The 12,801-nt window shown below is 64.0% G+C and carries 12 protein-coding genes; 11 read left to right on the top strand and 1 reads right to left on the bottom strand.

Features of this window, described 5'->3' with window-relative positions:
* Positions 1-19: 19 nt before the first annotated feature.
* Positions 20-1,570 carry a DEAD/DEAH box helicase gene (locus ACNJX9_RS05355; RefSeq protein ID WP_271603766.1) on the bottom strand — a complete coding sequence of 517 codons (1,551 nt, stop codon included), beginning with the start codon at positions 1,568-1,570 and terminating at the stop codon, positions 20-22.
* 498 nt (positions 1,571-2,068) lie between these two features.
* Between ACNJX9_RS05355 and urtA the strand changes: the two genes are divergently transcribed.
* The 11 genes from urtA (at position 2,069) to ureC (ending at position 12,731) form a co-directional block, all read left to right on the top strand.
* Entirely contained in the window at positions 2,069-3,391 is a 1,323-nt protein-coding gene (gene urtA, locus ACNJX9_RS05360; protein ID WP_057759438.1) for an urea ABC transporter substrate-binding protein, read from the top strand.
* A gap of 82 nt (positions 3,392-3,473) precedes the next feature.
* Positions 3,474-5,084, top strand: coding sequence for an urea ABC transporter permease subunit UrtB (gene urtB, locus ACNJX9_RS05365; RefSeq protein ID WP_057759436.1), 1,611 nt, complete (start codon positions 3,474-3,476; stop codon positions 5,082-5,084).
* A complete protein-coding gene (gene urtC / locus ACNJX9_RS05370) occupies positions 5,081-6,250 on the top strand; it encodes an urea ABC transporter permease subunit UrtC (RefSeq protein WP_057759434.1) in 1,170 nt (389 codons plus the stop codon). Before urtB ends, urtC begins: the two co-directional genes overlap by 4 nt.
* Before the next feature lie 5 nt (positions 6,251-6,255).
* Complete coding sequence (urtD, locus tag ACNJX9_RS05375) at positions 6,256-7,017, top strand: urea ABC transporter ATP-binding protein UrtD (RefSeq protein WP_057759432.1); 762 nt, start codon at positions 6,256-6,258, stop codon at positions 7,015-7,017.
* Positions 7,018-7,020: 3 nt separating this feature from the next.
* Positions 7,021-7,716 carry an urea ABC transporter ATP-binding subunit UrtE gene (urtE, locus tag ACNJX9_RS05380; protein ID WP_057759430.1) on the top strand — a complete coding sequence of 232 codons (696 nt, stop codon included), beginning with the start codon at positions 7,021-7,023 and terminating at the stop codon, positions 7,714-7,716.
* A 53-nt stretch (positions 7,717-7,769) separates the two neighbouring features.
* Entirely contained in the window at positions 7,770-8,612 is an 843-nt protein-coding gene (locus tag ACNJX9_RS05385) for an urease accessory protein UreD (RefSeq protein WP_439408058.1), read from the top strand.
* Positions 8,613-8,652: 40 nt separating this feature from the next.
* Complete coding sequence (locus ACNJX9_RS05390; RefSeq protein WP_007605424.1) at positions 8,653-8,955, top strand: urease subunit gamma; 303 nt, start codon at positions 8,653-8,655, stop codon at positions 8,953-8,955.
* Between the two features lie 9 nt (positions 8,956-8,964).
* Complete coding sequence (locus ACNJX9_RS05395; protein ID WP_220002126.1) at positions 8,965-9,270, top strand: urease subunit beta; 306 nt, start codon at positions 8,965-8,967, stop codon at positions 9,268-9,270.
* A 41-nt stretch (positions 9,271-9,311) separates the two neighbouring features.
* Positions 9,312-10,424 carry a patatin-like phospholipase family protein gene (locus ACNJX9_RS05400; protein ID WP_439408059.1) on the top strand — a complete coding sequence of 371 codons (1,113 nt, stop codon included), beginning with the start codon at positions 9,312-9,314 and terminating at the stop codon, positions 10,422-10,424.
* Between the two features lie 14 nt (positions 10,425-10,438).
* Positions 10,439-10,978 (top strand): HD domain-containing protein, encoded by a 540-nt coding sequence (locus ACNJX9_RS05405; protein WP_439408060.1) that lies wholly within the window; start codon positions 10,439-10,441, stop codon positions 10,976-10,978.
* A gap of 37 nt (positions 10,979-11,015) precedes the next feature.
* Positions 11,016-12,731, top strand: a complete 1,716-nt coding sequence (gene ureC / locus ACNJX9_RS05410) for an urease subunit alpha (RefSeq protein WP_439408061.1) — start codon at positions 11,016-11,018, stop codon at positions 12,729-12,731.
* The last annotated feature ends 70 nt before the right edge of the window (positions 12,732-12,801 follow it).

The following is a 12,801-nucleotide window of genomic DNA, read 5'->3' on the forward strand; positions in this document are numbered from 1 at the left end:
TTCTCCAGGTCGTGGACGGCTAGTGCGAATGGGGTTTGCGGTTCGGGTGGCCGTTCGGCCGACTCTCACGGCGCAAAAAGGCCACGCCTTGTATCCCATCAGGCGCTCCTGCGCTATGCGCGGAACGCTGTTCCGGGCGTTCGTTTGGCGAATGCATCTTACCACCGGAGCGGCGGCGGCGAGAGCCCTTCGAGCCGTTTCCGGACCTTCCGTCCACATGCCGCGCCTCGCCATGACGGCCCTCACCGGGCCGCCCGTCGCTCGGCTTGCCGGAGCTGTGATGGCGTCCGTCGGCATGCCTGTCGTCGCTACGCCGTCCGTCGCCATGCCGTGCGCTTTGCGGGCGCTGGCCCGGGCGGCCGCCCGGCCGGCCCTGCCGTTGTTGCTGGGGCGGGGGAGCGCCGGCATCGCGGCGGCCGGCATCCGTGCGGAGGTCCTCGCGCGGCAGCGCCACCTTGATCAGCCGCTCGATGTCGCGGAGATAGCTGAGTTCCTCGCCGCCGGCGACCAGCGAGATCGCGGTGCCGTCGGCGCCGGCGCGCGCGGTCCGGCCGATCCGGTGCACATAAGTCTCCGGCACGTTCGGCAGGTCGTAGTTGATGACGTGGCTGATGCCGTCGACGTCGATGCCACGGGCGGCGATATCGGTGGCGACCAGGGTGCGGATTTCGCCGGAGCGGAACTGCGCGAGCGTGCGCTCGCGATGGTTCTGCGATTTGTTACCGTGGATCGCGCTGGCGGGGATGCCGGCCCGCTCCAGCGTCTTCACGACCTTGTCGGCGCCGTGCTTGGTGCGGGTGAAAACCAGCGCTCGGTTAATCGGCTCGTCCTTCAGCAGCTTGGTCAGGAAGGTGGCCTTGGCCGAGAAATCCACCTGGATGATGCGCTGGTTGATGCGCTCGGCGGTCGAGGAGACCGGGGTCACCGCGACGCGCGCCGGATCACGCAGCATGGAATCGGCGAGCTCGGCAATGTCCTTCGGCATGGTGGCGGAGAAGAACAGCGTCTGTCGCTTGATCGGGAGTTTCGCGACGATTTTGCGGATGTCGTTGATGAAGCCCATGTCGAGCATGCGATCAGCCTCGTCGAGCACGAGGAACTCGACGCTGCCAAGCTTCAGCCCGTTGCTCTGCACGAGGTCGAGCAGGCGGCCGGGGGTGGCAACCAGCACGTCGACGCCCTGCATCAGGGCGCGGACCTGGCGACCCATCGGCACGCCGCCGATGGCGAGCGTCGAGGACAGGCGAATGTGCCGGCCATAAGCGTTAAAGCTGTCGAGGATCTGCCCGGACAGTTCGCGGGTCGGCGAGAGCACCAGCACGCGGGCCGTCTTGGGCTGTGGCTTGATCCGGTTCTCGAGCAGGCGATGCAGGATCGGCAGCGCGAAGGACGCGGTCTTGCCGGTGCCGGTTTGGGCGATCCCGACGACGTCGCGGCCGGTCAGCGCCAGTGGAATGGTTTGGGCCTGGATGGGGGTCGGGGTGACGTAATTCTCTTCGGCGAGAGCACGTGCGATGGGTTCGGCGAGGCCGAAGTCCTGAAACGAAGTCAAAAGATGGGTTCTTTCCATGTCAAATGCCGGCGCCCGACGCAATCAGCGGGGCGCGTGCATAAGGGTGTCGAGAAGACACCTGCGTGTTTGGGGTGTCGGATGGCTTGGGAGATATGGGGCAAGCCAGAGGCCCGTGGGGGCTTAAGAACACGCGGCTCGCAACGATCGCTCGATTCGCGATCTCCATCCTCATATGGAACATTGACGGGGCGCTTTCAAGGCGGGCCGTCGACCGGTAGCGATGGCAGTGCAAAAATAGTTATGCCGGATTTTTAGCCAATGTGCCTATTTTGCTCAAAAAATGACCTGGCTGCCGCATGCGCATACAATTTAACTGCCTAAATTTTGAGCCGCCAGACTGCGGCTGAAGTTTGATGGCAGCAGAATTGTCTAGATTAACCAATCACTTGGCAGGTGCCCAGCCCATGGCATGGTTCTTGCGATTCCGTTAATCGCAGGCGGCCGTGGGGCCGTTTCGCAGCGTTTTCACGTCTGCGTCAGGGAGATGATACATCCATGCCTACCAAATCCATTCACGATATAGCGGCGTCATTTAGCCGCCGCGGCGTGCTCGCCGCGACCACCGGACTGTTGCTCGGTTTGGCGTCCATTTCCGGCGCGAAGGCCGCGGACGACACCATCAAGGTCGGCGTCCTGCACTCCCTCTCCGGCACCATGGCCATCAGCGAAACCACGCTGAAGGACACCATTCTCTTCCTGATCGACGAGCAGAACAAGAAGGGCGGCGTGCTCGGCAAGAAGCTCGAGGCCGTCGTCGTCGACCCCGCCTCGAACTGGCCGCTGTTCGCCGAAAAGGCGCGCGAGCTGATCACCAAGGACAAGGTCTCGGTCGTATTCGGCTGCTGGACCTCGGTGTCGCGCAAGTCGGTGCTGCCGGTGTTCAAGGAGCTCAACAACATCCTGTTCTACCCCGTGCAGTACGAGGGTGAGGAGTCCGAGCGCAACGTGTTCTACACCGGTGCTGCGCCGAACCAGCAGGCGATCCCTGCCGTCGACTACCTGATGAAGGACGAGAAGGTGAAGCGCTGGGTGCTCGCGGGCACCGACTACGTCTATCCGCGCACCACCAACAAGATCCTGGAAGCCTATCTGAAGTCGAAGGGTGTCGCCCAGGAAGACATCATGATCAACTACACGCCGTTCGGTCACTCCGACTGGCAGACGATCGTGGCCGACATCAAGAAGTTCGGCTCGGCCGGCAAGAAGACGGCGGTGGTCTCCACCATCAACGGCGACGCCAACGTCCCCTTCTACAAGGAGCTCGGCAACCAGGGCATCAAGGCGAAGGACATTCCGGTGGTCGCGTTCTCGGTGGGTGAGGAAGAGCTCGCCGGCATCGACACCAAGCCGCTGGTCGGCCATCTCGCCGCCTGGAACTACTTCCAGTCGATCAAGACCCCGGCGAACGAGAAGTTCATCAAGGACTGGCAGGCCTACACCAAGAACCCGAAGCGCACGACCAACGATCCGATGGAAGCCCACGTGATCGGCTTCAACATGTGGATCAAGGCCGTCGAGAAGGTGAAGTCGACCGATCCGGACAAGGTGATCGATGCGCTTCCCGGCATCGAGGCGCCGAACCTGACCGGTGGCACCTCGAAGATGCTGCCGAACCACCACATCACCAAGCCGGTGTTCATCGGCGAGATCAAGGGCAACGGCCAGTTCGACGTGGTCTGGAAGACCCCGGGTCTGGTGGCCGGTGACGCCTGGTCGAAGGAGCTCGAGGGCTCCAAGGACCTGATCGGCGACTGGGTCGGCAAGAAGTGCGGCAACTTCAACACCAAGACCAACAAGTGCCTCGGCTCCGGCTCCTGATCCGGGCCTGACGTTCGACTGCACGACGGGAGAAGACGGCTATTCCGCCGTCTTCTCCCCACTTCTGCCGGGGTGATCCACAGTGCCAACCAAATTGTCCGCTCGTTTTTGCAGCTTTGTCCTGTCGCTGTTCCTGATCGCGTTCGCACTGCCGGCCTTTGCCGGTCCGTTCGAGGATGCGGTCGCCAAATTCGCCAACGACGATTATTCGGATACGGACGAAGCAATCGGCGCGGTCGCAAGCAGCGGCAACAAGCTCGCCTTTCCGATCATCAGCGCACTGCAGGACGGCCGCCTCATGGCCGATCCTGACACCAAGAAAGTTTACGTCACCGGCACCGACGGCAAGTCGATCGACGCCGCGACCGGTGAGCCCGTCGCCAGCGTGCCTGACAGCGCCAACGCCGTCCGTCTCAACAACCGCCTGCGCCGCAGCGTCGATGCTGCGCTCGGCAGCCTGACGCTGCAGTCGCCCGATCTCGGCGCGCGGCTCCAGGCCGCTCAATCCGTCTTCAAGTCGCACGAAGAGACCGCGCTCGAGGCGGTCGAAAGCGCGCTCGCGAAGGAGAGCAATAAATCGGCCAAGACCGCGCTCGGCGAGGCACGTGCGGCGATCCTGCTGTTCAAGTCCGACGCCACCGAAGTCCAGAAGCTCGAGGCCGTCGCCACCATCAAGGCGCGCGGCGATCAGGACGCGCTGGCGCTGCTCTCCGACATCGGCACCGACCAGCCGGCCTCCGTCGCGAAGGCCGCGACGAGCGCGATCGGCTCGATCCAGAATACGCTTGCGGTCTGGTCCACGGTGCAGAATGCCTGGTACGGCCTTTCGCTCGGCTCGGTGTTGCTGCTCGCCGCGATCGGGCTTGCCATCACCTTCGGCGTGATGGGCGTCATCAACATGGCCCATGGCGAGATGGTGATGTTAGGGGCCTACACCACCTTCGTGGTGCAGGAGGTGATCCGCACCCGTTATCCCACTCTGTTCGACTATTCGCTGCTGATCGCGGTGCCGCTCGCCTTCCTTGTTGCCGGCGCCATCGGCGTGCTGATCGAGCGCAGCATCATCCGCTTTCTGTATGGTCGGCCGCTGGAGACGCTGCTCGCGACCTGGGGCCTGTCGCTGGTGCTGCAGCAGGCGGTGCGCACCATGTTCGGCCCGACCAACCGCGAGGTCGGCAACCCCTCCTGGATGAGCGGTGCGTTCGAGCTCGGCCAGATCACCATCACCTATAACCGGCTCTGGATCCTCTGCTTCACGCTGGCGGTGTTCGTGATCCTGCTCGCCATGCTGCGCTACACGGCGCTGGGCCTCGAGATGCGCGCCGTGACGCAAAACCGGCGCATGGCGGCCTCGATGGGCATTGCCACCTCGCGCGTCGACGCGCTGACCTTCGGGCTGGGGTCAGGCATTGCCGGCATCGCCGGCGTGGCGCTGTCGCAGATCGACAATGTCAGCCCCAATCTCGGCCAGAGCTACATCATCGACAGTTTCATGGTCGTGGTGTTCGGCGGCGTCGGCAATCTCTGGGGCACGCTGGTCGGCGCCTTCACGCTCGGCATCGCCAACAAGTTCCTGGAGCCGGTCGCCGGCGCCGTGCTCGGCAAGATCGCGATCCTGGTCCTGATCATCCTGTTCATTCAAAAGCGGCCGCGCGGCCTGTTCGCGCTCAAGGGCCGTGCGGTGGAAGCATGACCCCTCACATGCTGACGCGATCGCTGGACCGCGGCGCGGCGATCTTCCTGATGGTCGTCGCCGCCTGCGGCATCCTCATCCCGCTCTCCAACCTGCTGCTGCCGACGGGCTCGTTCCTGCAGGTGCCGACCTATCTGGTCGCGCTCTGGGGCAAATATGTCTGCTACGCCATCCTGGCGCTCTCCATCGACCTGATCTGGGGCTATTGCGGCATCCTCTCGCTCGGCCACGGCGCCTTCTTCGCGCTCGGCGGCTACGCGATGGGCATGTACCTGATGCGGCAGATCGGCACCCGCGGCGTCTACGGCAATCCCATCCTGCCCGACTTCATGGTGTTCCTGAACTGGCAGAAGCTGCCCTGGTACTGGTACGGCTTCGACATGTTCTGGTTCGCGGCGTTGATGGTGCTGGTCGTGCCGGGCCTGCTCGCCTTTTGCTTCGGCTGGCTCGCCTTCCGCTCCCGCGTCACCGGCGTCTATCTGTCGATCATCACGCAGGCGATGACCTATGCGCTGCTGCTCGCCTTCTTCCGCAATGATTTCGGCTTCGGCGGCAATAACGGCCTGACCGACTTCAAGGACATCCTGGGCTTCAACGTCCAGGCCGAGGGCACCCGTGCCGCGCTGTTCGCGCTGAGCTGTCTGGCGCTGATCTTCAGCTTCCTGATCTGCCGCTCGGTCGTGTCCTCCAAGCTCGGCAAGGTGCTGATCGCGATCCGCGACGCCGAATCGCGCAGCCGCTTCCTCGGCTACCGCGTCGAATCCTACAAGCTGTTCGTGTTCACGCTGTCGGCCTGCATGGCCGGCGTTGCCGGCGCGCTCTATGTGCCGCAGGTCGGCATCATCAACCCATCCGAATTCGCGCCGGGCAATTCGATCGAGGCGGTGATCTGGGTCGCGGTCGGTGGCCGCGGCACGCTGGTCGGCGCCGCGCTCGGTGCCATCGTCGTCAACTACGCCAAGACCTTCTTCACCTCGGGTGTGCTGGCCCCGTACTGGCTGTTCATGCTGGGTGCGCTGTTCATCCTGGTGACGTTGCTGCTGCCCAAGGGCATCGTCGGCACCTTCAGCGCCTGGCGCGAGTCGACGAGAGAGAGGCGTCCGGCTGCGACGAGTGCGAGCGCGGCGGCCGAAGACGGCATCACCGAACCGAACATGGCGGAGTAGCGGTCATGAACGTCATGGATACCCGCGCGACCTCCGCGATGCTCTATCTCGACGGCGTGCACGTCTCGTTCGATGGTTTCCACGCCATCAACAATCTGTCGCTGACGCTTGCGCCCGGCGAGATGCGCGCCATCATCGGCCCGAACGGCGCCGGCAAGACCACCATGATGGACATCATCACCGGCAAGACCAAGCCGGACGAGGGCACCGTGCTGTTCGACGGCGTCACCGATTTGACGCGGCTCGACGAGACGCGCATCGCCGAGCTCGGCATCGGCCGCAAATTCCAGAAGCCGACGGTGTTCGAGAGCCAGACCGTGCAGGACAATCTGCTGCTGGCGCTCAACGTCGATCACAGCGTCAAGGGCACGCTGTTCTGGCGCGGCAGCAGGGCCGAGTCGGAGCGCATCGACAAGGTGCTGGAGACGATCCGCCTCACCGACGCCCGCAACCGCCTCGCCGGCAGCCTCAGCCACGGACAGAAGCAGTGGCTCGAGATCGGCATGCTGCTCGCGCAGGATCCGAAACTGCTCCTCGTCGACGAGCCCGTCGCCGGCATGACCGACGTCGAGACCCACCTCACTGCCGAGCTGCTGAAGGAGATCAACAAGACCCACACCGTCATGGTGGTCGAGCACGACATGACATTCGTGCGCGAGCTCGGGGTCAAGGTCACCTGTCTGCACGAAGGCACCGTGCTCGCCGAAGGAACCATCGACCAGGTCTCGTCCAACGACCGGGTCATCGAAGTCTACCTGGGACGCTGAGCGATGCTTGAGGTCAAGGACATCAACCTGTTCTACGGCGCGGCGCAAGCGCTGCGCGGCGTCTCGATCGCCGCCGAGCCTGGCAAGGTGACCTGCGTGCTCGGACGCAACGGCGTCGGCAAGACCTCGCTGCTGCGCGCCATGGTCGGGCAATATCCGATCTCCTCGGGCTCGATCCTGTTCGACGGCGGCGACATTAGCGGCCTCAAGCCCTATGAGCGGGCGCGCAAGGGCATCGGCTTCGTGCCCCAGGGCCGCGAGATCTTTCCGCTGCTGACGGTCGAGGAGAACCTCAAGACCGGCTTTGGCCCGCTCAAGCGCCAGGACAAGAACATTCCCGACGATGTGTTCTCGCTGTTTCCGGTGCTGCAATCCATGCTCGGCCGGCGCGGCGGCGACCTCTCCGGCGGCCAGCAGCAGCAGCTCGCGATCGGCCGCGCGCTGGTGATGCGGCCAAAATTGCTGCTGCTCGACGAGCCGACCGAGGGCATCCAGCCCTCGATCATCAAGGACATCGGCAGGGCGATCTCTTACTTGCGCAACCTCGGCAACATCGCCATCGTGCTGGTCGAACAATATCTCGACTTTGCCTGCGAACTCGGCGACAGCTTTGCGGTGATGGATCGTGGTGCGGTGAAGTTCACCTGCGACCGCTCCAATCTCGACCCAAGCGAGATCAGCCGTCAGATGGCGCTGTAGGCCGGGGCATTGTAGGCTAGAGAAATCCTGCCGCGGCCGGCTGGGGGAGACGGATGCGCAGCGACGCCTTGGTCACATCTTTGGCGACATCTTCGGTGTTCGAAGCCAATCGCGCCCGCGGTGCCGTGCGCTTCGACGTGCACGCCCGTGACGGCGTGACGCGGCGGGGCGCCTTGCATGAATCCGGCTCGCTCCGGGTGCGCTTTCCCTCGCCGGAGGATGATGGCCTGTCCGGCGTGTTCGTCAATACGGCCGGCGGCGTCGCCGGCGGTGACCAGTTCGACATCGAGATCTCGGCCGCAGATAGCTCGCGTTTGACGCTGACGACGGCGGCCGCGGAAAAGGTCTACCGCGCGCCGGGGGCGGCAGCGCAGCTCAACATTTCCCTGAAGGTTGGCGCCGGTGCGCATCTCGGCTGGCTGCCGCAGGAGACGATCCTGTTCGACCGCGCGCGGGTCCACCGCCGCTTCGACATCGCGCTCGACGAGGCCGCCTCGCTGCTGCTTTGTGAAATTGTCGTATTCGGCCGCACCGCCATGGGCGAGCGCATGGAGCAGGGCGAATTTGTCGACCGCTGGCGGCTCTCCCGTGGCGCCAGGCTGGTCTTCGCCGAGACCGTCAGGCTCGACGGTGATATCGGTGCGAAGCTCGCGCGACCGGCGGTCGCGAAGGGCGCTGCCGCGATCGGCACGGCGCTGATCGTGCCGGGCGACGAGGCATTGGTCGAGCGCCTCCGCGAAGTGTCGGACTCTTTCGCCGGCGAGGTCGGGATTTCAGCCTGGAATGGCTTTGCAATGGCGCGGTTCTGTGCCCAAGATGCGGCGCGTTTGCGTGCCGACATGATGGCCGTGCTGGCGCGCACCGGTGCGGCCCTGCCGCGACTCTGGCTGAATTGACGGCCGGCTGAATTGAAGTGTTGAACCGAAGAGATTTCGCATGAACCTGTCTCCCCGCGAAAAGGACAAGCTTCTGATCTCGATGGCCGCCATCGTGGCGCGCCGCAGGCTGGATCGCGGCGTCAAGCTCAACCATCCCGAGGCGATCGCGATCATCTCCGATTTCATCCTCGAGGGCGCGCGCGACGGCCGCACCGTCGCCGAGCTGATGCAGTCGGGCGCGCAGGTGCTCACCCGAGACCAGGTGATGCCTGGTATCCCCGAGATGATCCACGACATTCAGGTCGAGGCGACGTTCCCCGACGGCACCAAGCTCGTCACCGTGCACGAACCGATCCGATAGGAGAGCGACATGATCCCCGGCGAACTCTTCATCCAGGACGGCGAGATTGAGCTCAATGCCGGCCGCAAGACCGTGACACTGACGGTCGCCAATACCGGCGACCGCCCGATCCAGGTCGGCTCGCACTATCATTTCTTCGAGACCAACCCGGCGCTGAAATTCGACCGCAAGAAGTCCCGCGGCATGCGCCTCGACATCGCCGCCGGCACCGCCGTCCGCTTCGAGCCCGGCCAGACCCGCGAGGTCCAGCTCGTGGCGCTGGCGGGCAAGAAGACGATCTACGGTTTTCGCGGCGACGTGATGGGAAAACTATAGCCGGGGAAACTACAGGCAGGGAAACTACAGGAAGGTCCGCCATGGATGCGCTCGCCAAGGACAAGGTCGAGATCGGACTCGTGCTCCAGGGCGGCGGCGCGCTCGGCGCCTATGAGTTCGGTGCGATCGAGGCGCTGCTGGAATTGATGGACGACATCGATCGTACGGGCCGGACGATCACGCTGGCAGCCGTCACCGGTGTGTCCATCGGCGCGATCAACGCCGCCTGTGTCGTAGGCGCCGCCGACCGGGCCGACGCCAGGCGGCGTTTGCAGGACCTTTGGTCCGGGCTTGCACTGGAGCCGCGCAACTATTGGTGGGGCATCGCGGAGCACGATTTCGCCCTGTTCGGCGTGCACGGCTTCTACAAGACGCGCTACGATTACTGGGATGTCCTCAGCTGGACGAATTTCTACGATACCTCGCCCATGCTCGAGACGCTGAAGGAGCACGTGGATTTTGCGGCGCTGAATTCCAGCCCGACCGCCTTCGTCGTGACCGCGGTCGATATGGTCTCCGGCGAGCTGATGCGCTTCCGCAATGATCCACAGAAGCAGATCGGCCCGCGACACATCCTGGCCAGTGGCAGCCTTCCACCTGGATTTCCGGCGACCCCGATCGACGGCAAGACGTTCTGGGATGGCGGTATCGTCGACAATACGCCGCTCGGCGACGCGATCGAGGCGTTTTCGGGGTCGACAGATGTCGATCGCATTCTCGTGGTGATGAACCTCTTCCGAGGCAGGCGGGCTGCGCCGAAGAACATGATCGAGGTGAACGACCGTCTGAGCGAGCTGCGCTATGGCAATCGGCTTCGCCAGGACGGCGCCAATGCCGCTGTCATCAACGAGCTCCTTCAGACCATCGAGGCCCTTTCCGCAGCCGTTCCTGAAGCGGCGCGAACGCCGGACCTCGACAGGCGGGTAACGCAGGCGCAGCGCTTCAAGACGCTGGGTGCGATCACCAACATCGATCTCGCCGATTCCGATCTGGTCAAGGCGGCCGGCCTGTCGGAGGAGGTCGAGGACTCCGGCGCCTTTCGCGATTTTTCCACAGGCGGTATCGAGCGACGCCGCAAGGCCGGCTATCGGCTCGCACGGGTGAAGCTCGACGAGGTTTTCAAGACCCGCGGCTTGCTGCCGGCGCTGCACTGACCAGGAGTGTTGTCGTGATTCCCCCGGTCCGCCTCGTCTCCGAAGCTGCTGAACTGGCCGCGCGCCGGCACAACGGCATGTCGCGCAAGGGGCGGGGGAACGAGCCCTACATCAATCATCTCGCGGAGGTCGCCAACCTGCTGGCAACGGCGACCGATGGCGCCGATGCTGAACTGGTTGCGGCCGGTTGGCTGCACGATACGATCGAGGACACCCACACCACGCGCGAGGAGCTGGCGCAAAAATTCTCCGAGCGTGTCGCTTCGCTGGTCGTCGAATGCACTGACGACATGAGCCTGCCGAAGCCGGAGCGGCGGCGGAAGCAGATCGAGGACGCTCCGCACAAATCTCCCGGCGCAAAGCTGATCAAGATCGCCGACAAGATCAGCAATATCGGGGCGCGTATTCATTCCGATCCCAGCTCCGACGAACGCGATGACCTCGCCGATTACACCGGCTGGGCCGAGCAGGTCGTCGCCGGTTGCCGTTGCGGTAGCGTCTGGCTCGACACGACATTCGACGACATGGTGCGAAAGGCGAGGGCTTCGCTGTGAGCACTGACCAAGAATTCAAACGCAAACGGGGCTTGTGATGTCCGTCAAGATGAAGCGTTCCGTCTACGCCGACATGTTCGGCCCGACCACCGGCGACAAGGTGCGGCTGGCCGACACCGATCTCATCATCGAGGTCGAGAAGGATTTCACGACCTATGGCGAGGAGGTGAAGTTCGGCGGCGGCAAGGTGATCCGTGACGGCATGGGCCAATCGCAGGTGACGAACAAGCAGGGCGCGGCCGATACTGTCATCACCAATGCGCTGATCGTCGATCACTGGGGCATCGTGAAAGCCGACGTCGCCATCAAGGACGGGATGATCTCGGCGATCGGCAAGGCCGGCAATCCCGACATCCAGCCGGGCGTCACCATCATCATCGGCCCGGGCACGGACGTGATCGCGGGCGAAGGAAAGATCCTCACCGCAGGCGGCTTCGACAGCCACATCCATTTCATCTGCCCGCAGCAGATCGAGCACGCGCTGATGAGTGGCGTCACCTCGATGCTCGGCGGTGGTACCGGTCCGTCGCACGGCACCTTCGCCACGACCTGCACACCCGGCCCCTGGCACATCGCGCGGATGATCCAGTCGTTCGACGCCTTTCCGGTCAATCTCGGCATATCAGGCAAGGGCAACGCCTCGCGGCCCGCTGCTCTGGTCGAGATGGTCAAGGCCGGCGCCTGCGCACTAAAACTGCACGAGGATTGGGGCACGACGCCGGCCGCGATCGACAACTGCTTGTCCGTCGCCGACGATTACGACGTCCAGGTCATGCTGCATTCCGACACGCTGAACGAGTCAGGCTTCGTCGAGGACACCATCAAGGCCTTCAAGGGCCGCACCATTCACGCCTTCCACACCGAAGGTGCCGGCGGCGGCCACGCGCCTGACATCATCAAGGTCGCAGGGCTCAAGAACGTGCTGCCGTCCTCGACCAACCCGACGCGGCCCTTCACCCGCAACACCATCGACGAGCATCTGGATATGCTGATGGTGTGTCACCACCTCGATCCCTCGATTGCGGAGGATCTCGCGTTCGCCGAAAGCCGCATCCGCAAGGAGACCATCGCGGCCGAAGACATTCTGCACGACCTGGGCGCGCTCTCCATGATGTCCTCGGACTCCCAGGCGATGGGTCGTCTCGGTGAGGTCATCATCCGCACCTGGCAGACCGCCGACAAGATGAAGAAGCAGCGCGGATCGCTGCCGCAGGACAAGGGCAAGGACAACGACAATTTCCGGGTCAAGCGCTACATCGCCAAATACACCATCAACCCCGCGATCGCGCATGGCGTGTCGAAGCTGATCGGCTCGGTGGAGAAGGGCAAGCTCGCCGATCTCGTGCTGTGGTCGCCGGCCTTCTTCGGCGTCAAGCCTGATTGCATCGTCAAGGGCGGCACCATCGTTGCAGCTCCGATGGGTGATCCCAACGCCTCGATCCCGACGCCGCAGCCTGTGCACTATCAGCCGATGTTCGGCGCGTTCGGCAAGGCCCGTACCGCGTCCTCGGTGGTCTTCACTTCGAAAGCCGCCGTCACCGGCGGGCTCGCCCGCAAGCTCGGCATCGAGAAGAAGCTCTATGCGGTCCAGAACACCCGCAGCAAGATCTCCAAGAAGAGCATGATCCACAACGACGCCACGCCCGCTATCGAGGTCGATCCGGAGACCTACGAGGTGCGCGCCGACGGCGAGTTGCTGACCTGTCCGCCCGCCGAGGTGCTGCCGATGGCACAACGATATTTCATGTACTGAAATAGCGCCTCAACGCATGTCCCCGGCACCTCCGGGGACGGCTTTTTGCGGTTTTGCGTTCGATCCCGGC

It is taken from the genome of Bradyrhizobium sp. BLXBL-03 (genome assembly GCF_051853015.1).
Lineage (GTDB): Bacteria > Pseudomonadota > Alphaproteobacteria > Rhizobiales > Xanthobacteraceae > Bradyrhizobium > Bradyrhizobium manausense.